Genomic DNA, 21,602 nt, shown 5'->3' with positions numbered 1-21,602 from the left:
CGGCGGACCCAAGGGGCCCGCCGTTTCTTCTCCAGCCCCCGACGGCTCGCGCCGCCGGGGTGTCGATGCTGGCCGACGCAGCAGCCAGCATCGTGTCCTTAGAATTCCCGCGACAGGCGCATGAAGCCGTAACGGCCCAGGGTGTCATAGACCTGGGAGTAGGTGTTGCCGTTGCACGAGCCGGACGGGCAGTTGCTGCCGCCGACCAGGGGCGGATCGATATCGAAGACGTTGTTGATGCCGATATTGATCTTGTAGACGTCGCGCACGCTGAAGCTGGACGACAGGTCGATATAGCTGCGGCTCTTCAGGCGCTTGTCGGTCTCGAAGATCAGGCTGTCATTGTGCAGCGTCGGATCGCTAGACGAGGCGTCGACGTCCACGCCGCCGATGTAGCGCCACTGGGCCGAGAACGCGATGTCCTTCCACGGCGTGGTCCAGGTGGTGCGCAGCTTGTGGCGCCACTCCGGATTGGGCACGCCGCACTGGGTGCCGAAATAGCCGGCGCAGTCATAGGCGGCGTCTTCCGGCAGCGGCTGGGTCTTCAAGGTGTTCAGCTTGGTGCCGACAAAGTTCACCGAGCCGCGACCCCAGCCGGCCAGGCCGAAGGTCTCGAGATCCGTGCTGTAGTTGACCTCGAAGTCGATGCCCGACGTGTCCAGCGAGCCGGTGTTGAGCGTCGTGTCGGTGACGTACCCCTTGGACGACAGCCACAGCGAACCCTCGGAGTCGCGGTGCACCAGGCTGCAGTACTTGCTGTCCAGCGTGTCCAGGCAGCGCGAGATGATCGTGTCTGCGCCCACGGTCGAGATGTAATCCTCGACCTTGATGTGGAAGTAGTCGGCGGTGATGCTCAGGCCGGGCGCGAAGGACGGACGCAGCACGACGCCGTAGCTGACGGTGTCGCTGGTTTCCGGCGCCAGGTCCGGGTTGCCGCCGTTCAGGCCGTTGTACTGGGCGGCCGAGTTGGGCTCGATGGCCAGCACCTGGGCCGTGGTCAGGCCGAAGGCCTTGGCGCAGGTGGCGACCAGGGTGCTCGTCGCCGTCAGGCCGGCGCAAGGATCGGTGGTGCCGTCCAGCGCCACGCTCTGGGCGCTGTACAGTTCCAGGATGCTGGGCGCCCGGACCGCGCGGTTGTAGCTGGCGCGGAATCGAACGTCGGTGATCGGCGAATAGTCGAAGCCGACCTTGTAGGTGTCGGTGCCGCCCACGGTCGAGTAGTTCGAGTAGCGGTAACCCAGCTCCATCTGCAGGTCTTCGACGAACGGCTTGTCCTGCACCAGCGGGATGCGCGCTTCGCCGAACACCTCGGCCACGTTGAACGAGCCGTTCACCGCCGGTGAGGCGCCGCCGGTGCCGCTGAGCAGGCCTTCGGTCAGCAGGTAGTCGGCCTGGTACTGCAGGCTTTCCCGGCGATATTCCGCGCCGAACGCCACGCCGACGCCGTCCTTGGCCCAGGGGCTCCTGACGCCGTAGTCGCCCAGCAGGCCGGTCATCGAGAAGTTGGCGACGTGCTGCGAGGTCGTGCCCTTCTCGGTGCCCGCCACCTGCAGGTAGTTCAGCTGCGCCTGGGTGACGCCGCCTTCCGAGAAGATGTTGTAGGGCACGCAGGACGGATCAGTGCCGTCGATGACCGACTGACAGACGATGTTGCCGCTGGCGTCCTTCTTGGCGATCAGCGCGTTGTTGATGCGCGTGGTCATGAAGTAGCCCAGGGTCGACTGGCTGTAGGTCGTGGTGCCGTACTGGGCGTAGGCGTCGTAGGTCCAGTTCTTGCCGATGTCGCCGCGACCGCCGACCACGGCGCGGTACGAGGTGTGGCGGATGTCGCTCTGGCGACCGCCGCCCTCGACGTTGCGGCGGGCGACCGTGACGGTCTTCAGGGCCGAGGTGCCGGCCGCCGTGCCGCACAGCTGGGTCTGCTGGGCCGCCGTCATCAGCGGATTGTCGCAGTTGATGCTGTAGGAGCCGGCGAAGATGCCGCCCGGCGCGATCTGGGCGACCGAGTGGTCGTCCATGAACATCAGGTCGCTATAGGCTTCCAGCCACGGGGTCAGTTCGTAGTGGCTGAACGCACCCAGGGTCACGCGCTTGTCGGGACGCTGGTAGTAGTTGGTCGGACCGTAATTGTAGACGTCGTTGGCGGTGCGGGTGCGGAAGGTGTTGCCTGACACCACGTAGCTGCCGACGCGGGCGGGGTTCGAGGTGCCCGAGCCGCCGCAGGTGAAGACGCTGCCCGAGTTGAAGGTGCAGGCGCTGTAGTCGCGGTTGCCTTCCAGCACGGCCTGCACCTCGCGATAGGTGCCATAGGCGGTGATGTTGCCCTTGCCGTCCGGGCTGTTGACGCCGAACACCAGGCTGACCTCGGCGGCTTCGCCGTCCCAGACCGTGCCGTCGGGCAGGGTGAAGCCCTTGGCGTTGTTGGCGTTCTTGGCGTTAACGTTCTCGTTTCTGTGTTGATAGCCGCTGTACTGAGCGTCGATCCGCACGCCTTCGAAATTGCGCTGCATGATGAAGTTGACGACGCCCGCGACGGCGTCCGAACCGTACACCGCCGAGGCGCCGCCGGTGTTCACTTCGACGCGCGAGACCAGCGACGACGGGATGAAGTTCAGGTCGGCGGCAGGGGCCACGGGGCTCCCGGGCGTCATGCGGCGGCCGTCGATCAGCACCAGCGTCCGCGAGGCCCCCAGCCCGCGAAGATTGACCGTGGCGGTGCCGGTGGCGCCGTTGGAGATATTGGCGCCCTGGGCCGCGAAGGCCTGGGGCAGGGCGTTGATCATGTCCTCGACGCGGGTGACGCCCTGGGCCTTGATGTCCTGGGCGGTGATCTGGGTCACCGGGCTGATGCTGCTCATGTTCGGCTGCGGAATCCGCGAGCCGGTGACGACGATCTCCTCGACCGCGTCGGAGGTCTGGGCCAGGGCGACCATGGGCGCGCCCGACAAAATGACGGCTAGCGCCGATACCCCACGTAGGTACTGAATTCTAGTCATTTAACATCCCCAAGTATTCTCCTTCGCGTTTCCGCGATGGAGCGCATGTGCGAAATGAATTTCGCCTGCTGAAAGGGATGAAATGACTTCGTTTCTCAAATGTGATGAAAAGGTATCGGCGGAAAACGTGAAATCTCTGTCATAGTGGCGGTGCCGGCATTTTGTTTTCGTGATTACACAATCCGAGAGAATTGGATATTTTTCACCGCCTTTGATCTCGTCTTTGTCGCGTAACCATGGTCTTTGAGTTTTTCGGCAACGCTGGAGAGCGATTTCAGCGTGGCCAGCGCGCCACAGTGCGTGGCCCTAATTGGCGTGGCGAGGGCGCGACCCAGGGGATAGGGTGGCGGGCATGCCGCACCGCATCGCCCAGACCCGCCCCGCCTTGCAGTGGAGCTCCGCCGCGACGTCGCGGACGATCGAGCGCGCCGTTCCGGACGAGGTCGCCGTCGGCCTGTCGTTCAACGGCCGCCCCCACACCGTGCTGATGGCCACGCCCGCCGATGTCGAGGATCTGGCGCGGGGCTTCACCCTGACCGAGGCGATCGCGGTCGCCGACGATATTCTCGGAATCGAGGTCCAGAGCGCCGAGTTAGGCCTTCTGGTCGATGTGCGCCTGAAGCCCGAAGCAGCGCCGCGCAAGGCTCGGCCGCGAACCCTGGAAGGGCGCTCCAGTTGCGGGCTGTGCGGCGTCCAGCGCCTGGCCGACGCCGTTAGGCCGCTGCCGCCGGTGGCGGACGGACGCGCGATCTCGCACCAGGCGGTGCAACGGGCGCTGGACGCCTTGGCCGAGAGCCAGGTCCTGGGCCGCCTGACCCGCGCCACCCACGCTGCCGCCTTCGCCGATAAGGAAGGGCGCATCCTGCTGGTCCGCGAGGACGTCGGCCGGCACAACGCCCTCGACAAGCTGGCCGGCGCGATGGCGGCGTCTGGCCTGAACGCCGTCGACGGCGTCCTGCTGGTCACCAGCCGTTGCTCGTTCGAGATGGTCGAGAAGGCGGTGCGCATCGGCTGCCCGGTGCTGGTGGCGGTCTCGGCCCCGACCGAGCTGGCGATCCGCAAGGCCGAGGAGGCGGGGCTGACCCTGGTGGCCCTGGCCCGCTCGGACGGCCACATGGTGTTCACCCGCGCCGACCGTCTGGTCGAAGTCGAGCTGGAGATCGCCTGATGTCCGATCCGAAGATTCGGGGTGTGCATAAGTACGACGGTCCCGCCGGCGGCTGGGGCGCGCTGAAGGCGGTGGCCGGCGCCTTGAGCGATCAGGCCACGATCATCGAGGGCGGCAAGACCCTGATGTCGGCCAACCAGCCCGAGGGCTTCGACTGCCCCGGCTGCGCCTGGCCCGATCCCAAACACACCAGCTCGTTCGAGTTCTGTGAGAACGGCGCCAAGGCCGTGGCCTGGGAGGCGACCAGCAAGCGCGCCACGCCCGAGGTCTTCGCCAAACACACCGTCAGCGAACTGCTGACCTGGAGTGACCACGCGATCGAGGATCTGGGCCGGCTGACCGAGCCCATGGCCTATGACGCCGCCAGCGACCGCTATCTGCCGATCGGCTGGGACGAGGTCTTCGCGCGGGCCGGCGCGGGGCTGAAGGCGCTGGACCATCCGAACCAGGCCGAGTTCTACGCCTCGGGCCGGGCCTCCAACGAGGCGGCGTTCCTGTACCAGCTGCTGGGCCGGCGGTTCGGGACCAACAATTTCCCCGACTGCTCGAACATGTGCCACGAGCCGACCAGCGTCGGCCTGCCGGACTCAATCGGCATGGGCAAGGGTTCGGTCACGTTGGAGGACTTCGACCACGCCGACCTGATCATGTGCTTTGGCCACAACCCCGGCACCAATCACCCCCGGATGATGGCCACCCTGCGCGAGGCCTCGCGGCGCGGCGCGACGATCCTGGCGTTCAACCCGCTGCGCGAACGGGCGCTGGAGAAGTTCGCCTCGCCGCAGGACCCGGTCGAGATGGCGACCCTGTCCTCGACCCCGATCGCCTCGGCCTACTACCAGGTGACGGTCGGCGGCGACGCCTTGCTGGTGCAGGGCATGATGAAGTCGGTGCTGGCCCTGCAGGCCGTGGACCGCGCCTTCATCGACGAGCACACCGCCGGCTTCGAACGCCTGGTCGAGGCGCTGGACGCCATCACCTGGGACGAGATCGAAGCCGGCTCCGGTTTGTCCCGCGAGCGGATCGAGGAAGCCGCCGGCGTTTATGCGCGCTCGAAGGCGGCGATCCTCTGCTACGGCATGGGCCTGACCCAACATCGGGACTCTTCGGGCGCGGTGCAGCAGCTGGTCAACCTGCTGCTGCTGCGCGGCAATATCGGTCGGCCGGGGGCGGGGATCTGTCCGCTGCGGGGCCACTCCAACGTTCAGGGCAATCGCACGGTCGGCATCGCCGAGAAGCCGTCGGCGGCCCTGCTGGACTCGATCCGCGACGTCTTCGGCTTCGAGCCGCCGCGCGAGCATGGCCACACCGTCGTCGAGACCATCGAGGCGCTGGAACGCGGCGAGGCCAAGGTCTTCGTCGGGCTTGGGGGCAACTTCGCCGTCGCCGCGCCCGATCCGGTGCGCACCTTCGCGGCCATGCGCAAGCTGGACCTGGCGGTCCACATCGCCACCAAGCCCAACCGCACCCACCTGCTGGTCGGCAAGGAGAGCCTTCTATTGCCGTGCCTGGGCCGCACCGAGATCGACGTCCAGGCCGGCGGACGCCAGGCGGTGACGGTCGAGGACTCGATGTCGATGGTGCATGCCTCCAAGGGTCTGAACCAGCCGGCCTCGGAACACCTGAAGTCCGAGCCCGCCATCGTCGCCGGCATCGCCCGCGCCGCTTTGGGCGAGGATGCGCTGATCGACTGGCTGGGCCTGGTCGGCGACTACGATCGCATCCGCGACCTGATCGCCCGCGTGTTCCCAACCGCCTTCGACAACTATAATGAGCGCATCCGCATTCCGGGCGGCTTCCGCCTGCCGGTGCCGCCGTCAGAGCGGGTGTGGAAGACCGCCTCGGGCAAGGCCAACTTCCTGGTCCATGCCCCCAAGGGCGGCGATCCGCGCCAGGGCGATCCCAGCGTGATGCTGCTGACCACCCTGCGCAGCCACGACCAGTACAACACCACCATCTACGGCAACAACGATCGCTATCGGGGTGTGTTCGGTCGGCGCGACGTGGTTTTCGCCCATCCCGACGACCTCGCCGAGCGTGGCCTGACGTCCGGCGACGCGGTCGACCTGGCCGCCGCCTTCGACGCAGACGGGCGGCGGGTGGTGCGCGGCTTCACCATCGTGGCGCGTGACATCCCGCGCGGCTGCCTGGCGGCCTATTATCCCGAAACCAACGTGCTGATCGCCCTGGACGACCACGATCAGCGCAGCGGCACGCCGGCCTACAAGTCGGCTCCGGTGCGACTGTCGGCCCACGTCGCGGCCTAGCCAGCGGGAAGCATGGCCGTGGGGCCGTTTTGTGACATCCGGGTCATGACCTCGAATTAAGTCGTCTCGTTCGCCGACCGCCGCTAGCTTTCCCTCATCACCGCCATCCGACAGGGGAAATACTCGATGCGCGCTCTTCTCATTCTGGCCGCCGGCGCGGCCGCCCTGGGTTTCGCTGGCGCCGCCGCGGCCGAACCTTCCGTCAAGATCAAGGACGCCGCCGTGCGGGTCGTGGTGATCCCCGAGGCGCGCTCCGACGTGAAGGTGGAGTTCCTGACTACCAACAAGAGCCTGCCGCTGGAGATCCGCAAGAACGGCGACGAGACGATCATCGACGGCGACCTGAACCGCAAGATCCACGGCTGCAACACCAACATGGGCAAGACCACCATCAAGGTGCGCGGCGTCGGCGATGTGAAGTGGGAAGACATCCCGCAGATCGTCGTGCGCACCCCGCTGAAGGCCGATGTCGCCGGCGGCGGCGCGGTGTTCGGCAGCGTGGGTCGCAGCGACAGCCTGGAACTGGCCAACGCCGGCTGCGGCGATTGGACCGTCGCCAACGTGAAGGGCAAGCTGGAAGTCAGCGAAGCCGGATCGGGCGACGTCAACGCTGGGACGGCCGGCTCGGCCGAGATCAGCATCGCCGGCTCGGGCAGCGTCAAGACCCAGGCCGTCGCGGGCGACCTGGAAGTCAACCTGATGGGCTCGGGCGACGCCGGCGCGGCCAGCGTCGGCGGCAAGATCGAGGTCAACATCATGGGCTCGGGCGACGTGAAGGTCGGCGGCGGTCGCGCCGCCTCGCTAGAGGCCAACATCATGGGGTCTGGCGACGTGACCTTCGACGGCGAGGTCGGCGACGTCGAGGTGTCGGTGGCCGGTTCCGGCGACGTCCGCATCGCCAAGGCCACCGGCTCGATCAGCAAGCACGTGGCTGGTTCGGGCGACGTCTATATCGGCCGCTAAGCCGCGTTCGCCGCACACTCTATATATAAGAGAGAAGGCCCCGGGGCATCGCCCCGGGGCATCGCCCCGGGGCCTTCTTCATGTCAGCGCGTCGGCTGGGTCCGTTTAGCGGACGCCGAAGCCGAACAGGTCGCTGGCGGTCGCCAGGTCGGCGCCGGCCGCGTCGCGCGCCTTCAGGCTGCCGCCGAAGGTGTAGCGCACGCCGATCTTGACCGCGTCCGACTTCAGGTCGGCCAGGTCTTCGGACTCGGTGTGGGTGTACTTGCCGAAGGTCGACCAACCGCTGTTGGCGAACTTGTATTCGCCGCCGACCGAGGCGTCCCACGCGTCGGCCTTGATGGCCGTGTCGATGCGCGAGTAGCCCAGACCGCCGTCCAGACGGAAGTCGTCGGTGACGAAGTAGCGGGCCTCGCCGCGCACGGCGTAGAGGTCGGCGTCCAGGTCGTTCGACTGGCCGTAGGCGACCAGGCCCGACAGGGTGACGTTGGTCAGGTACTTGTGGGCTTCAGCGCCGACGGCCCAGAGGGTGTCGTTGCTCGGACGCGACAGGGCGGTGAAGCCGCCGACGCGCCAGCTGTCGCCGGCCTTGGTGGTCAGGTGGGCGGCGCCCGAAGCGACGGTTTCGTCGCTGATGTCGTTGTCCGAGATAGAGACGTCGCCGTTGACGGTGACGGTCCAGGCCGCGCCGACCGGAACGGCGACGGAGCCGTCGATCTTCACCGACGTGCCGTCGGCGTTGGCGACCTTGCTGTCGATGTCGCTGTAGTTCACGGCAGCGCCGACCGAACCGACTTGCTGGGCGAATGCCGGAGCGGCGAAGGCGACGGCGGCGACGGCCGCGGCTGCAAAGAGTTGGGTCTTCATGGTGTGGGTAATCCCCTTACTGAAACAACCCCGGCGCTGACGGTCGTTGTGGGGGAGGGGCCACCAGTCCGCCGGGGAGGGGCGGCATCTATGGAGCTTCGACCCGGGCCTCAACCCCGACGGCGACGCTTGCGGGCGGATCAATGCATTTTTGTGACACTTGAATGGGTGGTGATTTCGCCCACGCGCAAGCGGGCGCACGTTCTTGCTTCATCGAGGCGTTCAGCCGCAAAATTCCAACCGGCGTTATCTCGACAACGCCCTTGCGCGGCGGGGGCAGGGCGCCTATTCAGAACCGGCCCGACGAGTCGCATCTCACCAAGATGCGAGGAACCGAGCAGAGCGCTTGACGAAACCGGATTCGGAACGTACAAGCGCGCCTCTGTTGGACCGGCTGTGAGCTTTAGGGCTCAAACGCGGTTCGCGAGACGCCCGGACATAGCGCCTTTCGGCGCAATATCTGGACATCAACCCCCACGGGCGACCGTGAGGGTCATTTGTTTTGCGGACGCTGCGTACGAGTTCCTCTCGGGGAATTCGAGTTGGTCTTTGAAATGGTTCGAGACGCGGGCGCAGCCCACTAGGAAACCGAGCGATATGGATCGTCAGAACATCCGCATCCGGCTCAAGGCCTTTGATCACCGCGTGTTGGATCATTCCACGCGCGAGATCGTCAATACGGCCAAGCGCACGGGTGCGACGGTACGGGGCCCGATCCCCCTGCCCACGCTTATCGAGAAATTCACCGTCAACCGTTCGCCGCACGTCGACAAGAAGTCGCGCGAGCAGTTCGAGATCCGTACGCACAAGCGCGTTCTCGACATCGTTGACCCGACTCCGCAGACCGTGGACGCGCTGATGAAGCTCGACCTGTCGGCCGGCGTTGACGTCGAAATCAAGCTGTAAGGAGGGCCGAACAGATGACTCTCCCCGCTAATCGTACTGGCGTTCTCGCCAAGAAGCTGGGCATGACCCGCTTCTTCGATGAAACCGGACAGCACGTCCCGGTCACCGTCCTGTCGCTCGACGGTTGCCAGGTCACGGCTCAGCGCACCACCGAGAAGGACGGCTACACCGCCCTGCAGCTCGGCGCCGGCGCCAAGAAGCCCAAGAACACCTCCAAGGCCCTGCGCGGCCACTTCGCCAAGGGCGCGGTCGAACCCAAGCGGGTCGTCGCCGAGTTCCGCGTCGAAGAAGCCGCCCTGATCGAAGTTGGCGCCGAGTTCACGGCCGACCACTTCGTCGCCGGCCAGAAGGTGGACATCCAAGGCCTCACCGTCGGTAAGGGTTTCGCCGGCGCCATGAAGCGCTGGAACTTCGGTGGTCTCCGCGCCACCCACGGTGTTTCGGTCTCGCACCGTTCGCACGGCTCGACCGGCAACCGCCAGGATCCGGGTCGTACGTTCCCGGGCAAGAAGATGGCCGGTCACCTGGGTCAGGAAACCGTCACCACGCTGAACGTCACCGTTTGGAAGGTGGACGTCGAGCGCGGCCTCATCCTGGTCAAGGGCGCCGTCCCGGGCCACGAAGGCAGCTACGTGAAGGTTCGCGACGCGATCAAGAAGGCCGCTCCGGCCGACCTGCCGCGTCCGGGCGCCTTCCGCAAGGCTGGCGAGGCTCCGGCCGTTGCTGAAACCCCCGCTGAGGAAGCCCCCGCGGCATCGACCGAAGAGGGCGAAGGCTAATGAAACTCGACGTCATCAAACTGGACGGCGGCAAGGCCGGCTCCGTTGATCTCGACGACGCCATCTTCGGCATCGACGACATCCGCGGCGACATCCTGCAGCGCGTCGTGACCTGGCAGCTGGCCAAGCGCCGCTCGGGCAACCACAAGATTCAGGTTCGTAACGAGGTCTCTCGTACGAGCAAGAAGATGTACAAGCAAAAGGGCACCGGCGGCGCTCGTCACGGCTCGCGTCGTGCGGCTCAGTTCGTCGGCGGCGCCAAGGCTCACGGCCCGGTCGTCCGCAGCCACGCCTTCGATCTTCCCAAGAAGATCCGGGCTCTGGCTCTGCGTCACGCCCTGTCGTCGAAGGCCAAGGCCGGCTCGCTCGTCGTGCTGGACAGCGCCGTTCTGACCGATCCGAAGACGGCCGCCCTGCGCGCCACCTTCGAAAAGATCGGCCTGAAGAACGCCCTGGTCATCGCGGGTCCGGAAGTGGACGGCAACTTCAAGCTCGCCGCCCGCAACATTCCGAACATCGACGTGCTGCCGAACGCCGGCCTGAACGTCTATGACGTGCTGCGTCGCCACACCCTGGTCCTGACCAAGGACGCGGTGGATGCGATCTCGGCGCGTTTCGCTGAGAAGGAAGCCGCGTAATGGCCGCTACCGCCCGTCACTACGACACGATCCTGTCGCCGGTGATCACCGAGAAGGCCACCCTGCTCAGCGAGCAGAACAAGGTTGTCTTCCGCGTGGCCGCCGATGCGTCCAAGGACGAAATCGCCGCCGCCGTCGAAGAGCTGTTCAAGGTCAAGGTCACCAAGGTCAACACCCTGGTCACCAAGGGCAAGACCAAGCGCTTCCGTGGCATCGTCGGACGCCGTTCCGACGTCAAAAAAGCCATCGTGACCCTGGCCGAAGGCCAGTCGATCGACATCACGACGGGGCTCTAACCAGATGGCCTTGAAGCACTTTAACCCGACCAGCCCCGGCCAACGCGGCCTGGTGCTGATCGACCGCAGCGAGCTCCACAAGGGCCGCCCGGAAAAGAAGCTGGTCGAAGGTCTGACCAAGTCGGGCGGTCGTGGCGGCAATGGCCGCATCGCGGTCCGCTTCCGCGGCGGCGGCGCCAAGCGCCTGTACCGTCTGGTCGACTTCAAGCGTCGCAAGCAAGGCGTGGCCACGGTCGTTCGTCTTGAGTACGACCCCAACCGCACCGCCTTCATCGCCCTGATCAAGTATCAGAGCGACGGCGAGCTGGCCTACATCCTGGCCCCGCAACGCCTGAAGGCCGGCGACGAAGTCGTCACCGCCGACAAGGTCGACGTGAAGCCGGGCAACGCCTCGCCGCTGCGCACGCTGCCGATCGGCACGATCATCCACAACGTCGAGCTGAAGCCCGCCAAGGGTGGTCAGATCGCACGTTCGGCTGGCGCCTACGCCCAGCTGGTCGGTCGTGACGCCGGCTACGCCCAGATCCGCCTGAACTCGGGCGAACTGCGCATGGTTCTGGACACCTGCATGGCCACCGTCGGCGCCGTGTCGAACCCCGACCACATGAACGAAAACCTCGGCAAGGCCGGTCGTGTTCGTCACATGGGTCGTCGTCCGCACGTTCGCGGCGTCGCCATGAACCCGGTCGACCACCCCCACGGTGGTGGTGAAGGCCGGACCTCGGGCGGCCGTCACCCGGTGACCCCGGCTGGTAAGCCGACCAAGGGCGCCAAGACCCGCGTCAACAAGGCCACGGATAAGTTCATCATCCGTTCGCGCCACAAAGCGAAAAAGGGCCGCTAAGCCATGACCCGCTCCGTCTGGAAAGGCCCGTTTGTCGACGGGTACCTCCTGAAGAAGGCCGACGCCGCTCTGTCGTCGGGCCGCAAGGACGTCATCAAGACCTGGTCGCGTCGTTCGACCATCATGCCGCAGTTCGTCGGCCTGGTGTTCGGCGTGCACAACGGCCAGAAGCACGTTCCCGTCTCCGTGTCGGAAGACATGGTCGGCATGAAGTTCGGCGAGTTCGCTCCGACCCGTAACTTCCCCGGCCACGCCGCCGACAAGAAGGCGAAGAGGAAGTAGGCCATGAGCCAAGCTAAACAACCTCGCCGCCTGCCGGCCAACGAAGCGATGTGCAAGGTTCGCACCCTGCGCACCAGCGCTCGCAAGCTGAACCTGGTCGCTCAGTCCATCCGTGGCCTGAACGTCCAGCGCGCTCTCAACGAGCTTGAGTTCAGCCACAAGCGCATCGCTCAGGACGTCCGCAAGGCGCTGTACTCGGCGATCTCCAACGCCGAGAACAACCACAACCTCGACATCGACTCGCTGGTCGTCGCCGAGGCCTATGTGGGCAAGAACCTGGTGATGAAGCGCTTCTCGCCCCGCGCCCGCGGCCGTGCGACGCGCGTTGAAAAGCCGTTCTCCGAGATCACCATCGTGGTCCGCGAACTGGGTGAGGCCGCCTGATGGGTCAGAAAGTCAATCCGGTCGGGCTGCGGCTCGGCGTAAACCGCACCTGGGACAGCCGTTGGTTCGCCGACGGCGACCAGTACGGCAAGCTCCTGCACCAGGACCTCGCGGTCCGTGCGATGCTCAAGAAGCGCCTGTATCAAGCCGGCGTCTCGCGCATCATCATCGAGCGTCCGCACAAGAAGTGCCGCGTCACGATCTATGCCGCCCGTCCGGGCGTCATCATCGGCAAGAAGGGCGCTGACATCGACAAGCTCCGCAAGGACCTGTCGGTGATGACGGAAGGCGAAGTTCACCTGAACATCGTCGAAATCCGTAAGCCCGAAACCGATGCGCAGCTGGTGGCCGAGTCCATCGCCCAGCAGCTCGAGCGTCGTATCGCCTTCCGCCGCGCCATGAAGCGGTCGATCCAATCGGCCGTCCGCCTTGGCGCCAAGGGCATCCGCATCAACGTGTCGGGCCGCCTCGGCGGCGCTGAAATCGCCCGTATGGAATGGTATCGCGAAGGTCGCGTGCCGCTTCACACGCTGCGCGCCGACATCGACTACGGTTTCGCGGAAGCCAAGACCACCTACGGCATCATCGGCGTGAAGACCTGGATCTTCAAAGGCGAAGTGCTGGAGCATGACCCGATGGCGCTCGACAAGCGTCTCGCCACTGAATCCGGCCCGGCCGGCGAAGGTGGCGGGCGTGAGCGCGGCGATCGTCCCGACCGGGGCGACCGCGGCCGTCGCGATCGGGGCTAAGGATAGAGCGCTATGCTGTCACCGAAAAAAACCAAGTACCGCAAGCAGTTCAAGGGGCGCATCCATGGCGTCTCCAAGGGCGGCACCCTGCTGAACTTCGGCTCGTACGGTCTGAAGGCCGTTGAGCCGGAACGCATCACCGCTCGCCAGATCGAAGCGGCTCGTCGGGCGATCACTCGCCAGATGAAGCGCCAAGGTCGCGTGTGGATCCGCATCTTCCCGGACGTGCCGGTCACCGGCAAGCCCGCGGAAGTCCGGATGGGTAAGGGCAAGGGCGCCGTCGATCACTGGGCCGCTCGCGTGGCTCCGGGTCGCATCATGTTCGAAATCGACGGCGTGCCGGACGATATCGCTCGCGAAGCCCTGCGCCTCGGCGCGGCCAAGCTGCCGATCCGTACCCGTGTCGTCACCCGCATCGACGCTGGTGCGGCTCTGGAGGCCGAAGCGGCATGACCAAGATTGCTGACATCCGGGGCATGACCCCCGACCAGCTCGCCGAGCAACTGCTCAGCCTCAAGAAGGAGCAGTTCAACCTGCGCTTCCAGGCGGCGACCGGTCAGGTGGAAAAGACCCACCGCGTTGGCGAGATCCGCAAGGACATCGCCCGCATCAAGACCGTGCTGCGCGCCAAGGCCGCGGCTTAAGGAGAACGATATGCCCAAGCGTATCCTCGAAGGGGTTGTCGTCTCCGATAAGGGCGACAAGACCGTAGTGGTTAAGGTTGAACGGACCATCGTTCACCCGCTGCTGAAGAAGATCGTGCGCCGCTCCAAGCGGTACCACGCTCACGACGAAGTCAACGCGTACAAGACCGGTGAATCCATCAAGATCATCGAGTGCGCTCCGAAGTCCAAGCTGAAGACCTGGGAAGTCCTTCCCAAGGCTTCCGCTTAAGTCTGGAAGGTTTAAACCATGATCCAGATGCAAACTAACCTGGAAGTCGCCGACAACTCCGGCGCTCGCCGGGTCATGTGCATCAAGGTGCTGGGTGGCGCGGGTCGTCGCTACGCCAGCGTCGGTGACGTGATCGTCGTGTCCGTGAAGGAAGCCATTCCTCGCGGCCGCGTGAAGAAGGGTGACGTGCTTCGCGCCGTCGTCGTTCGTGTCAACCAAGGCATGAAGCGCAAGGACGGTTCGCTGATCCGCTTCGACAAGAATGCTGCGGTCATCGTCAACAAGCAGAGCGAGCCGGTCGGCACGCGGATCTTCGGCCCGGTTCCCCGCGAACTGCGCGCCAAGAACCACATGAAGATCATCTCCCTCGCCCCCGAGGTGCTGTAATGGCTGCCAAGATCAAGAAGGGCGACCGCGTTGTCGTCCTGGCTGGCAAGGACAAGGGCAAGCAAGGCGCTGTGACCCAAGTCCTTCCCAAGGACAACCGCGTTGTCGTGGAAGGCGTGAACCTGGTTCAACGCCACACCAAGGCGACCCAGGCCGATCCGCAAGGCGGCATCAAGAGCAAGGAAGCCGCGCTGCACGTCTCGAACGTCGCCATCGTGGATTCCAACGGCAAGCCCACCCGCGTCGGCTTCAAGATCGAAGGCGACAAGAAGGTGCGCGTGGCCAAGACCACGGGCGAGGTGATCAATGGTTGATCAAGCTTACGAGCCGCGGCTGAAGTCCGAATATCGCGCGCGCATCCGCGCCGCGTTGAAGGAGCAGTTCGGCTACACCAACGAGATGCAGATCCCCAAGCTGGACAAGATCGTCCTGAACATGGGCATCGGCGAAGCTGTGGCCGACTCCAAGAAGGCCCAGACCGCGCTGAAGGATCTGATGGCGATCGCCGGCCAGAAGCCGGTGGCGACCAAGGCCCGTAAGTCCATCGCCGGCTTCAAGCTGCGCGAAGGCATGGTGGTCGGCGCCAAGGTGACCCTCCGCAAGGACCGGATGTACGAATTCCTCGACCGCCTGGTCACGATCGCGCTGCCGCGCGTGAAGGACTTCCGCGGCCTGAACGGCAAGAGCTTCGACGGCCGTGGCAACTACGCCATGGGCCTGAAGGAGCACCTGGTGTTCCCGGAAATCAACTATGACCAGATCGAACAGATCTGGGGCATGGACATCATCGTCTGCACCACTGCGAAGTCCGACCAGGAAGCCAAGGCTCTCCTGAAGGAATTCCAGTTCCCGTTCACGAATTAAGAGCGGGCAGGGAAAAACACCATGGCCAAGAAAAGCGCCGTCAACCGTAACGAGATGGTCAAGACCCTCGTCAAGCAATTCGCCGACAAGCGCGCCGCGCTGAAGGCGATCGCCAACGACGAGAGCCTGCCGCTCGAGGATCGCTTCGAAGCTCGTCTGAAGCTCGCGAAGCTGCCGCGTAACTCCTCTGCCGTTCGCATCCGTAACCGTTGCGAAGTCACGGGCCGTCCGCGCGCCTATTACCGCAAGCTGAAGATGAGCCGTATCGCGCTCCGCGAGCTCGGCTCGTCGGGCCAGATCCCCGGCCTCGTCAAGTCGAGCTGGTGAGGACGATCATATGTCGATGAACGATCCCCTGAGCGACCTGATCGCTCGCATCAAGAACGCCGCCACGCGCAAGCGCGCCAAGGTTGCGACGCCGGCTTCCAAGCTGCGCGCCCGCGTCCTGGACGTGCTGGCCGACGAAGGCTACATCCGCGGCTACTCGCTCGTCGAGAAGCCCGGTGCGTTCCCCGAATTCGAGATCGAGCTCAAGTACTTTGACGGTGAGCCCGTGATCGCCGAGATCGCACGCGTGTCCAAGCCGGGCCGCCGCGTCTATTCGTCGATCAAGGACCTGAAGCCGATCAAGAACGGCCTGGGCATCTCGATCCTTTCGACGCCGAAGGGCGTCATGTCGGACTCCGCCGCACGCGACGCTAATGTCGGTGGCGAAGTCCTCTGCCGCGTCTACTAGGCGCGGGAGGGAAAGAGCATGTCACGTATCGGTAAGAAAGCCGTCTCGATCCCCAAGGGCGTCACCCTGACGCTCGACGGCCAGACGGTGTCGGTGAAGGGCCCCAAGGGTCAACTCTCCTGGACTGTTCCCGAGGAAATCGAAGCCAAGTTGGAAGGCGATGAGCTGACCCTGGCGACTCGGAACGAGACCACGCGCGCCAAGTCGATGTGGGGTCTGTCCCGCACACTGGTCGCCAACATGGTGCACGGCGTCAGCACGGGCTTCGAGGAAACCCTCGAGCTGGTGGGCGTTGGTTACCGCGCCGCGATGAAGGGCACCGCGCTCTCCATCCAGCTCGGTTTCTCGCACGACGTTGACGTCGAGGCTCCTGCCGGCGTCACCTTCGCGGTGCCCAAGCAGACCGAAATCAAGATCGCCGGCGCTGATAAGCAGGCGGTTGGCGAGATTGCCGCGAAAATCCGCCGCATTCGTCCGCCCGAGCCCTACAAGGGCAAAGGCGTGCGCTATGCTGGCGAAAAGGTTCGCCGCAAGGAAGGCAAGAAGAAGTAAGCCATGGCGCTCTCTCCTCGTGAATCCGCTCAGCGGCGCGCCCAGCGCACCCGCATCCGCCTCAAGGCGCTGTCCAACGGTCGTCCGCGTCTGTCGGTCTTCCGTTCGTCCAAGAACATCTACGCCCAGATCATCGATGATGAACGCGGCGTGACCCTGGCTCAGGCCTCCACCCTCGAAGGTGAAGGCAAGACCAAGGGCGCGGACAAGGACGCGGCTGCTCTCGTCGGCAAGCTCGTCGCCGAACGCGCCATCGAAAAGGGCGTCAAGGACGTCGTCTTCGATCGCGGCGGCTACATCTTCCACGGTCGGGTGAAAGCCCTGGCTGACGCCGCGCGCGAAGCCGGCCTGAACTTCTAAGGGAAACATCATGGCTCGTGGTGACCAACAGCGCGGTGAAGGCGGTCCTCGCCGGGACCGTCGCGACCGCAACGCCCCTGAAGAGCGGGTCGACAGCGACATCGTCGAAAAGCTCGTCCACATCAACCGCGTCGCCGCCACCGTGAAGGGCGGCCGTCGCTTCAGCTTCGCCGCTCTGATGGTCGTTGGCGACCAAAAGGGCCGCGTCGGCTTCGGTCATGGCAAGGCGCGTGAAGTGCCGGAAGCCATCCGCAAGGCGACCGAAGAAGCCAAGAAGACCATGGTCCGCGTCCCGCTCCGCGAGTCGCGCACCCTGCATCACGACGGCTACGGCCGTTGGGGCGCTGGCAAGGTCATGATGCGCGCTGCCCCTCCCGGCACGGGCGTCATCGCCGGTGGTCCGATGCGCGCGGTTCTCGAAACCCTGGGCGTCCAGGACGTCGTGGCCAAGTCGACGGGTTCCTCGAACCCGTACAACATGGTTCGCGCCACGTTCGAGGCCCTGAAGGTTCAATCGTCGCCCCGCCAGATCGCCGCCAAGCGCGGCAAGAAGGTCGGCGACATTCTCGGCCGCCGCGCCGACGGAGCTTCGGCTCCGGACGCCATCGAGGGCTAAGTCATGGCTGAAGCTAAAACCGTCAAGGTTCGCCAAACCGGCAGCCCGATCCGTCGCAACGCCGTTCAGCGTCAAACGCTGGCCGGCCTGGGTCTCAACAAGCTGGGCCGCGTGTCCGAGCTGGAAGACACCCCGTCGGTTCGCGGCATGATCCGCAAGGTCCAGCATCTGCTGGAAATCGTCGAGTAGTTCTGCTACGAGACGCCGAAATCGCCACCCCGGTGAAAGCCGGGGTGGTTTTCGTTTGAAGTCCGGTCCTCGGATCCCGTCGGGAACAGAGGGCAGGGCGGCGGACGAGATCCATTCTTTCAAGCCGAGTCCGGCCGCTGGCCGGGCGCAGATCTCCAAGGAGAGGCACATATGACCAAACTTAATGAACTGGCTCCGCGCGAAGGTTCGACCAAGGGCCGCATGCGCGTTGGCCGTGGTCCGGGTTCGGGCAAGGGCAAGACCGCCGGTCGCGGTGTGAAGGGCCAGAAGGCGCGCTCGGGCGTCGCCATCGCCGGCTTCGAAGGCGGCCAGATGCCGCTGCACATGCGCATGCCCAAGCGCGGCTTCAACAACCCCTTCCGTCTCGAGTTCGCCGAAGTGAACCTGTGGCGCCTGGAACAAGCCGTCGAAGCCGGCAAGCTGAAGGCCGGCGCCGAACTGTCGGCCGCCGAGCTGATCGCCGCGGGCGTGATCCGTCGCGAACTGGACGGCGTGAAGCTGCTGGGCAAGGGCGAGATCAAGACCGCCCTGAAGCTGACCGTCTACTCCGCGACCGAAGCGGCCATCAAGGCCGTGGAAGCCGCCGGCGGCTCGGTGACCGTGACCAAGAAGGTCAAGGTCGAAGCCGAAGCCTAATCCTATAGACTGTCATCCCGGACGGCCTTCGGGCCGAACCGGGACCGCCGGAGCTCCGCGCTTGTCGCGGTCCCGGCTCTTCCCCCGGGCTTTGGTCGGGGTTCGGCCGGGATGACAGTTCTTTTCGAGGCTCGCCGTGACATCACGGCGGGCCTCACCTATTTGTGGCTCATCTTAAGAGTCGTGGGGAATTGAATGGCCTCGGCCGCCGAACAACTCGCAGCCAATATGAATTTCGCGTCGTTCCAAAAGGCGACCGAACTTCATAAGCGTATCTGGTTCACGATCATCGCGCTCGTGGTCTACCGCCTCGGCACCTATGTGCCGATCCCCGGCATCGACCCCGCCGCCTTCGCCGCCGCCTTCGCGGGCCAGTCGAAGGGCATCCTGGGCATGTTCAACATGTTCTCGGGCGGCGCCGTGCAGCGCATGGCCGTGTTCTCGCTGAACGTCATGCCCTACATCTCGGCGTCGATCATCGTGCAGCTGATGGGCTCGGTGTATCCGCCGTGGGAAAAGCTGAAGAAGGAAGGCGGCGAAGCCGGCCGCAAGACCCTCAATCAGTACACCCGCTACCTGGCGGTGATCCTGGCGGTCGTGCAGTCGTTCTCGATCGCGGTCGGCCTGCATAGCCAGCCTGGCCTGGTGTTCGACGGCATCTCGGCTCCGTTCTTCATCGCCTCGACCGTCGTCGCCCTGACCGGCGGCACCATGTTCCTGATGTGGCTGGGCGAGCAGATCACCAGCCGCGGCGTCGGCAACGGCGTGTCGCTGATCATCTTCGCCGGCATCGTGGCGGGCCTGCCCAAGGGCCTGATCCAGCTGCTGGTCCAGGCGCAGACCGCCGGCAACTACACCCCGCTGTTCGTGATCGTGATCCTGGCCGTCGCGGCCGTGTGGGCGATCGTCTTCATCGAGCGCTCGCAGCGCCGCCTGCTGGTCCACTATCCCAAGCGCCAGCAGGGCAACCGCATGATCGGCGGCGACACCTCGTTCATGCCGCTGAAGATCAACACCGCCGGCGTCATCCCGCCGATCTTCGCGTCCAGCCTGCTGCTGCTGCCGACCACGGCCATGGGCTTCCTGTCGACGGCCAACCTGCCCGAATGGGCGGCCTGGCTGCCCGGCACGGTGGGCGCGCTGCAGCACGGCAAGCCGGCGTTCATGCTGATGTACGCGGCCCTGATCATCTTCTTCTCGTTCTTCTACACCTCGGTGGTGTTCAACCCCGAGGAGACGGCCGAGAACCTGCGCAAGTACGGCGGCTTCCTGCCGGGCATCCGTCCGGGCAAGCGCACGGCCGAGTATCTCGACTATGTGCTCACCCGCCTGACGGTGATCGGCGCGGCCTACATCACCGCCGTCTGCATCATCCCCGAGGCGATGATGGCGTCGCTGGGCGCCACCCAGTTCGCCCTGGGCGGCACCTCGGTGCTGATCGTCGTGACCGTGACCATGGACACCGTGGCGCAGATCCAGTCCCACCTGCTGGCGCACCAGTACGAGGGCCTGATCAAGAAGTCGAAGCTTCGAGGCGGCAAGGGCCGCTAGGCATTAGAAGCGTTCCGGAAGCCGGTTTGTCACAAAACCGGCTTCCGTTTTCTCCACCCGGGCTCTAGGTCTGCTCGGGGAAGACGACCGGGCGAAGACTCGGCAACGCGCGAAGGGGCATTCATGAACTTGATCCTGTTCGGACCGCCGGCGGCGGGGAAGGGGACCCAGGCCAAGCGGCTCGTCACCGAGCGCGGCATGGTCCAACTCTCCACCGGCGACATGCTGCGCGCGGCCATCGCGTCCGGCTCCGAGCTGGGCGCCCGCGTCAAGGGCGTGCTGGACCGCGGCGAGCTGGTCACCGACGAGATCGTCATCGCCCTGATCGAGGACCGCCTGCCCGAGGCCGAGGCCGCCGGCGGCGCCATCTTCGACGGTTTCCCCCGCACCGTGGCCCAGGCCGAGGCGCTGGACAAAATACTGGCGGCCCGGGGTCAGAAGATCGACCTGGTCCTCCGACTCAAGGTAGACGAACCAGCCTTGGTGGAGCGGATCTCGAAGAGATTCGCCGAGCAGGGCCGGCCAGACGACAATCCCGAAGTCTTCGTGACCCGGCTTGCCGCCTACAACGCCCAGACCGCGCCGCTGCTGCCCTACTATGTAGAGCAGGGTAAGCTCACGGAGCTGGACGGCATGGCTTCCGTGGAAACGGTCGCCGCCTCGATCGACGCGGCGCTCTCGGGCGCGGCGTGAGACATTTTCAATTCGTTGATTTTCAGCGGATTCAACCATTGACGGCGGCGCAACGATCCCTATAACGGGGCGCTTCCGCGAAAGGGCGCGATCTGTGCGCGCCGGACTGGGTCGAAAGACCTGGCCGGGCGCGCCGTTCGCGTCTTTAGTGCGTGACTAGGAGAACATTAGACGTGGCCCGTATCGCAGGCGTCAACATCCCGACGAACAAGCGCGTTTTGATCGCGCTTCAGTACATTCACGGCATTGGCCAGAAGTCCGCTCGTGACATCGTCACGAAGGTGGGCATCGATGACGCTCGCCGGGTCAACCAGCTGACCGACGCCGAAGTGCTCGCGATCCGTGAAACGATCGACAAGGACTTCACCGTCGAGGGCGACCTGCGCCGCGAAAACTCGATGAACATCAAGCGTCTGATGGACCTGGCCTGCTATCGCGGCCTGCGTCACCGTAAGGGCCTGCCGGTCCGCGGTCAGCGCACGCACACGAACGCTCGTACCCGCAAGGGTCCGGCCAAGCCGATCGCCGGCAAGAAGAAATAAGGTAGCCTGACGATGGCCAAGGAACCGGGTCGCGTTAAAAAGCGCGAACGCAAGAACATCACCTCGGGCGTGGCGCACGTGAACGCCTCGTTCAACAACACCATGATCACCATCACCGACGCTCAGGGCAACACGATCTCGTGGTCCTCGGCCGGCATGATGGGCTTCAAGGGTTCGCGCAAGTCGACCCCGTACGCCGCTCAGATGGCTGCGGAAGACGCGGGCAAGAAGGCTGCCGAGCACGGCGTGAAGACCCTCGAGGTCAACGTGTCGGGTCCGGGTTCGGGTCGCGAGTCGGCCCTGCGCGCTCTCCAGGCCGCGGGCATGACCATCACGACGATCCGCGACGTCACGCCGATCCCGCACAACGGCTGCCGTCCGCCCAAGCGTCGTCGCGTCTAGTACTTTTTAGACACAATTCTCCT

The 21,602-nt window shown here is 65.2% G+C and carries 30 protein-coding genes and 1 pseudogene; 29 read left to right on the top strand and 2 right to left on the bottom strand.

The annotated features are described in order from the left end of the window. Positions 1-98 precede the first annotated feature (98 nt). Positions 99-2,933, bottom strand: a complete 2,835-nt coding sequence (locus AC1RUS_RS18835) for a TonB-dependent receptor plug domain-containing protein (RefSeq protein WP_492918112.1) — start codon at positions 2,931-2,933, stop codon at positions 99-101. Positions 2,934-3,348: 415 nt separating this feature from the next. Here AC1RUS_RS18835 and fdhD point away from each other — a divergent pair, with 415 nt between their 5' ends. From fdhD to AC1RUS_RS18820, 3 genes are all read left to right on the top strand, one after another. Then, entirely contained in the window at positions 3,349-4,164 is an 816-nt protein-coding gene (fdhD, locus tag AC1RUS_RS18830; RefSeq protein ID WP_492918111.1) for a formate dehydrogenase accessory sulfurtransferase FdhD, read from the top strand. Further along, a complete protein-coding gene (locus tag AC1RUS_RS18825) occupies positions 4,164-6,431 on the top strand; it encodes an FdhF/YdeP family oxidoreductase (RefSeq protein ID WP_492918110.1) in 2,268 nt (755 codons plus the stop codon). The genes fdhD and AC1RUS_RS18825 overlap by 1 nt, the downstream gene beginning before the upstream one ends. A 126-nt stretch (positions 6,432-6,557) precedes the next feature. Continuing rightward, positions 6,558-7,394 carry a GIN domain-containing protein gene (locus tag AC1RUS_RS18820; RefSeq protein ID WP_492918109.1) on the top strand — a complete coding sequence of 279 codons (837 nt, stop codon included), beginning with the start codon at positions 6,558-6,560 and terminating at the stop codon, positions 7,392-7,394. Positions 7,395-7,499: 105 nt separating this feature from the next. On the opposite strand, the gene AC1RUS_RS18815 is transcribed toward AC1RUS_RS18820, so the two are convergent. After that, complete coding sequence (locus AC1RUS_RS18815; protein ID WP_492918108.1) at positions 7,500-8,258, bottom strand: outer membrane protein; 759 nt, start codon at positions 8,256-8,258, stop codon at positions 7,500-7,502. A 396-nt stretch (positions 8,259-8,654) separates the two neighbouring features. Here AC1RUS_RS18815 and AC1RUS_RS18810 point away from each other — a divergent pair. From AC1RUS_RS18810 to rpsK, 26 genes and pseudogenes are all read left to right on the top strand, one after another. Beyond that, positions 8,655-8,842 (top strand): annotated as a pseudogene (locus AC1RUS_RS18810) (hypothetical protein). 13 nt (positions 8,843-8,855) lie between these two features. Next, on the top strand, positions 8,856-9,164 hold the full coding sequence (gene rpsJ, locus AC1RUS_RS18805) for a 30S ribosomal protein S10 (protein WP_004616952.1): 309 nt from the start codon (positions 8,856-8,858) through the stop codon (positions 9,162-9,164). Positions 9,165-9,178: 14 nt separating this feature from the next. Beyond that, complete coding sequence (rplC, locus tag AC1RUS_RS18800) at positions 9,179-9,943, top strand: 50S ribosomal protein L3 (RefSeq protein WP_492918107.1); 765 nt, start codon at positions 9,179-9,181, stop codon at positions 9,941-9,943. Further along, positions 9,943-10,581 carry a 50S ribosomal protein L4 gene (rplD, locus tag AC1RUS_RS18795; RefSeq protein ID WP_492918106.1) on the top strand — a complete coding sequence of 213 codons (639 nt, stop codon included), beginning with the start codon at positions 9,943-9,945 and terminating at the stop codon, positions 10,579-10,581. Before rplC ends, rplD begins: the two co-directional genes overlap by 1 nt. Continuing rightward, the gene (locus AC1RUS_RS18790; RefSeq protein WP_132096002.1) at positions 10,581-10,877 is read left to right on the top strand and encodes a 50S ribosomal protein L23; all 297 of its coding nucleotides are present in this window, start codon (positions 10,581-10,583) and stop codon (positions 10,875-10,877) included. Before rplD ends, AC1RUS_RS18790 begins: the two co-directional genes overlap by 1 nt. A 4-nt stretch (positions 10,878-10,881) precedes the next feature. Beyond that, on the top strand, positions 10,882-11,721 hold the full coding sequence (gene rplB / locus AC1RUS_RS18785) for a 50S ribosomal protein L2 (protein WP_492918105.1): 840 nt from the start codon (positions 10,882-10,884) through the stop codon (positions 11,719-11,721). Positions 11,722-11,724: 3 nt separating this feature from the next. After that, a complete protein-coding gene (gene rpsS, locus AC1RUS_RS18780; protein ID WP_035049354.1) occupies positions 11,725-12,003 on the top strand; it encodes a 30S ribosomal protein S19 in 279 nt (92 codons plus the stop codon). 3 nt (positions 12,004-12,006) lie between these two features. Next, entirely contained in the window at positions 12,007-12,387 is a 381-nt protein-coding gene (gene rplV / locus AC1RUS_RS18775) for a 50S ribosomal protein L22 (RefSeq protein WP_012285670.1), read from the top strand. After that, a complete protein-coding gene (gene rpsC, locus AC1RUS_RS18770) occupies positions 12,387-13,136 on the top strand; it encodes a 30S ribosomal protein S3 (RefSeq protein WP_062145540.1) in 750 nt (249 codons plus the stop codon). The genes rplV and rpsC overlap by 1 nt, the downstream gene beginning before the upstream one ends. 12 nt (positions 13,137-13,148) lie before the next feature. After that, the gene (gene rplP / locus AC1RUS_RS18765; RefSeq protein ID WP_035049360.1) at positions 13,149-13,589 is read left to right on the top strand and encodes a 50S ribosomal protein L16; all 441 of its coding nucleotides are present in this window, start codon (positions 13,149-13,151) and stop codon (positions 13,587-13,589) included. Then, positions 13,586-13,780 (top strand): 50S ribosomal protein L29, encoded by a 195-nt coding sequence (rpmC, locus tag AC1RUS_RS18760; protein WP_035049361.1) that lies wholly within the window; start codon positions 13,586-13,588, stop codon positions 13,778-13,780. Before rplP ends, rpmC begins: the two co-directional genes overlap by 4 nt. A gap of 10 nt (positions 13,781-13,790) precedes the next feature. After that, a complete protein-coding gene (gene rpsQ / locus AC1RUS_RS18755) occupies positions 13,791-14,030 on the top strand; it encodes a 30S ribosomal protein S17 (RefSeq protein WP_492059891.1) in 240 nt (79 codons plus the stop codon). Between the two features lie 18 nt (positions 14,031-14,048). After that, positions 14,049-14,417 carry a 50S ribosomal protein L14 gene (rplN, locus tag AC1RUS_RS18750; protein WP_007662742.1) on the top strand — a complete coding sequence of 123 codons (369 nt, stop codon included), beginning with the start codon at positions 14,049-14,051 and terminating at the stop codon, positions 14,415-14,417. After that, a complete protein-coding gene (gene rplX, locus AC1RUS_RS18745; RefSeq protein ID WP_492918104.1) occupies positions 14,417-14,731 on the top strand; it encodes a 50S ribosomal protein L24 in 315 nt (104 codons plus the stop codon). Before rplN ends, rplX begins: the two co-directional genes overlap by 1 nt. Further along, positions 14,724-15,281 carry a 50S ribosomal protein L5 gene (gene rplE / locus AC1RUS_RS18740; RefSeq protein WP_492918103.1) on the top strand — a complete coding sequence of 186 codons (558 nt, stop codon included), beginning with the start codon at positions 14,724-14,726 and terminating at the stop codon, positions 15,279-15,281. The genes rplX and rplE overlap by 8 nt, the downstream gene beginning before the upstream one ends. A 21-nt stretch (positions 15,282-15,302) precedes the next feature. Next, positions 15,303-15,608, top strand: a complete 306-nt coding sequence (rpsN, locus tag AC1RUS_RS18735) for a 30S ribosomal protein S14 (RefSeq protein ID WP_035049371.1) — start codon at positions 15,303-15,305, stop codon at positions 15,606-15,608. A 10-nt stretch (positions 15,609-15,618) separates the two neighbouring features. After that, positions 15,619-16,017 (top strand): 30S ribosomal protein S8, encoded by a 399-nt coding sequence (gene rpsH, locus AC1RUS_RS18730; protein WP_062145548.1) that lies wholly within the window; start codon positions 15,619-15,621, stop codon positions 16,015-16,017. 18 nt (positions 16,018-16,035) lie between these two features. Continuing rightward, entirely contained in the window at positions 16,036-16,569 is a 534-nt protein-coding gene (gene rplF, locus AC1RUS_RS18725; protein ID WP_492918102.1) for a 50S ribosomal protein L6, read from the top strand. A gap of 3 nt (positions 16,570-16,572) precedes the next feature. Beyond that, a complete protein-coding gene (gene rplR, locus AC1RUS_RS18720; RefSeq protein WP_492918101.1) occupies positions 16,573-16,929 on the top strand; it encodes a 50S ribosomal protein L18 in 357 nt (118 codons plus the stop codon). A 10-nt stretch (positions 16,930-16,939) separates the two neighbouring features. Then, positions 16,940-17,545 (top strand): 30S ribosomal protein S5, encoded by a 606-nt coding sequence (rpsE, locus tag AC1RUS_RS18715; RefSeq protein ID WP_062145554.1) that lies wholly within the window; start codon positions 16,940-16,942, stop codon positions 17,543-17,545. Positions 17,546-17,548: 3 nt separating this feature from the next. Continuing rightward, entirely contained in the window at positions 17,549-17,734 is a 186-nt protein-coding gene (gene rpmD, locus AC1RUS_RS18710) for a 50S ribosomal protein L30 (RefSeq protein WP_492918100.1), read from the top strand. A 171-nt stretch (positions 17,735-17,905) separates the two neighbouring features. Continuing rightward, positions 17,906-18,391 carry a 50S ribosomal protein L15 gene (gene rplO, locus AC1RUS_RS18705; protein ID WP_492918099.1) on the top strand — a complete coding sequence of 162 codons (486 nt, stop codon included), beginning with the start codon at positions 17,906-17,908 and terminating at the stop codon, positions 18,389-18,391. Positions 18,392-18,586: 195 nt separating this feature from the next. Further along, positions 18,587-19,942: a preprotein translocase subunit SecY gene (secY, locus tag AC1RUS_RS18700; RefSeq protein ID WP_492918098.1), complete on the top strand. Its 1,356-nt coding sequence runs from the start codon at positions 18,587-18,589 to the stop codon at positions 19,940-19,942. Between the two features lie 123 nt (positions 19,943-20,065). Beyond that, on the top strand, positions 20,066-20,635 hold the full coding sequence (locus AC1RUS_RS18695) for an adenylate kinase (protein ID WP_492918097.1): 570 nt from the start codon (positions 20,066-20,068) through the stop codon (positions 20,633-20,635). Between the two features lie 173 nt (positions 20,636-20,808). Further along, entirely contained in the window at positions 20,809-21,177 is a 369-nt protein-coding gene (gene rpsM, locus AC1RUS_RS18690) for a 30S ribosomal protein S13 (protein ID WP_012285684.1), read from the top strand. A gap of 12 nt (positions 21,178-21,189) precedes the next feature. After that, complete coding sequence (gene rpsK / locus AC1RUS_RS18685; RefSeq protein WP_004616890.1) at positions 21,190-21,579, top strand: 30S ribosomal protein S11; 390 nt, start codon at positions 21,190-21,192, stop codon at positions 21,577-21,579. Positions 21,580-21,602: the final 23 nt, after the last annotated feature.

This window comes from Caulobacter sp. GW821-FHT10F06, assembly GCF_058809215.1.
Note: the sequence above shows the minus strand (reverse complement) of the source record. Positions and strands in the feature narration are given on the sequence as shown.

Coding starts and splice junctions, on each gene's coding strand:
- secY (WP_492918098.1), top strand. CDS start 18,587: ATGGCCTCGGCCGCCGAACAACTCGCAGCCAATATGAATTTCGCGTCG.
- AC1RUS_RS18820 (WP_492918109.1), top strand. CDS start 6,558: ATGCGCGCTCTTCTCATTCTGGCCGCCGGCGCGGCCGCCCTGGGTTTC.
- rpsC (WP_062145540.1), top strand. CDS start 12,387: ATGGGTCAGAAAGTCAATCCGGTCGGGCTGCGGCTCGGCGTAAACCGC.
- rpsH (WP_062145548.1), top strand. CDS start 15,619: ATGTCGATGAACGATCCCCTGAGCGACCTGATCGCTCGCATCAAGAAC.
- AC1RUS_RS18815 (WP_492918108.1), bottom strand. CDS start 8,258: ATGAAGACCCAACTCTTTGCAGCCGCGGCCGTCGCCGCCGTCGCCTTC.
- AC1RUS_RS18790 (WP_132096002.1), top strand. CDS start 10,581: ATGGCCGCTACCGCCCGTCACTACGACACGATCCTGTCGCCGGTGATC.
- fdhD (WP_492918111.1), top strand. CDS start 3,349: ATGCCGCACCGCATCGCCCAGACCCGCCCCGCCTTGCAGTGGAGCTCC.
- rplV (WP_012285670.1), top strand. CDS start 12,007: ATGAGCCAAGCTAAACAACCTCGCCGCCTGCCGGCCAACGAAGCGATG.
- rplN (WP_007662742.1), top strand. CDS start 14,049: ATGATCCAGATGCAAACTAACCTGGAAGTCGCCGACAACTCCGGCGCT.
- rplO (WP_492918099.1), top strand. CDS start 17,906: ATGACCAAACTTAATGAACTGGCTCCGCGCGAAGGTTCGACCAAGGGC.
- AC1RUS_RS18825 (WP_492918110.1), top strand. CDS start 4,164: ATGTCCGATCCGAAGATTCGGGGTGTGCATAAGTACGACGGTCCCGCC.
- rplB (WP_492918105.1), top strand. CDS start 10,882: ATGGCCTTGAAGCACTTTAACCCGACCAGCCCCGGCCAACGCGGCCTG.
- rplF (WP_492918102.1), top strand. CDS start 16,036: ATGTCACGTATCGGTAAGAAAGCCGTCTCGATCCCCAAGGGCGTCACC.
- rpsS (WP_035049354.1), top strand. CDS start 11,725: ATGACCCGCTCCGTCTGGAAAGGCCCGTTTGTCGACGGGTACCTCCTG.
- AC1RUS_RS18695 (WP_492918097.1), top strand. CDS start 20,066: ATGAACTTGATCCTGTTCGGACCGCCGGCGGCGGGGAAGGGGACCCAG.
- rpsJ (WP_004616952.1), top strand. CDS start 8,856: ATGGATCGTCAGAACATCCGCATCCGGCTCAAGGCCTTTGATCACCGC.
- rplC (WP_492918107.1), top strand. CDS start 9,179: ATGACTCTCCCCGCTAATCGTACTGGCGTTCTCGCCAAGAAGCTGGGC.
- AC1RUS_RS18835 (WP_492918112.1), bottom strand. CDS start 2,933: ATGGTCGCCCTGGCCCAGACCTCCGACGCGGTCGAGGAGATCGTCGTC.
- rpsQ (WP_492059891.1), top strand. CDS start 13,791: ATGCCCAAGCGTATCCTCGAAGGGGTTGTCGTCTCCGATAAGGGCGAC.
- rpsE (WP_062145554.1), top strand. CDS start 16,940: ATGGCTCGTGGTGACCAACAGCGCGGTGAAGGCGGTCCTCGCCGGGAC.
- rpsK (WP_004616890.1), top strand. CDS start 21,190: ATGGCCAAGGAACCGGGTCGCGTTAAAAAGCGCGAACGCAAGAACATC.
- rpsN (WP_035049371.1), top strand. CDS start 15,303: ATGGCCAAGAAAAGCGCCGTCAACCGTAACGAGATGGTCAAGACCCTC.
- rpmC (WP_035049361.1), top strand. CDS start 13,586: ATGACCAAGATTGCTGACATCCGGGGCATGACCCCCGACCAGCTCGCC.
- rplP (WP_035049360.1), top strand. CDS start 13,149: ATGCTGTCACCGAAAAAAACCAAGTACCGCAAGCAGTTCAAGGGGCGC.
- rpmD (WP_492918100.1), top strand. CDS start 17,549: ATGGCTGAAGCTAAAACCGTCAAGGTTCGCCAAACCGGCAGCCCGATC.
- rplD (WP_492918106.1), top strand. CDS start 9,943: ATGAAACTCGACGTCATCAAACTGGACGGCGGCAAGGCCGGCTCCGTT.
- rplR (WP_492918101.1), top strand. CDS start 16,573: ATGGCGCTCTCTCCTCGTGAATCCGCTCAGCGGCGCGCCCAGCGCACC.
- rplE (WP_492918103.1), top strand. CDS start 14,724: ATGGTTGATCAAGCTTACGAGCCGCGGCTGAAGTCCGAATATCGCGCG.
- rplX (WP_492918104.1), top strand. CDS start 14,417: ATGGCTGCCAAGATCAAGAAGGGCGACCGCGTTGTCGTCCTGGCTGGC.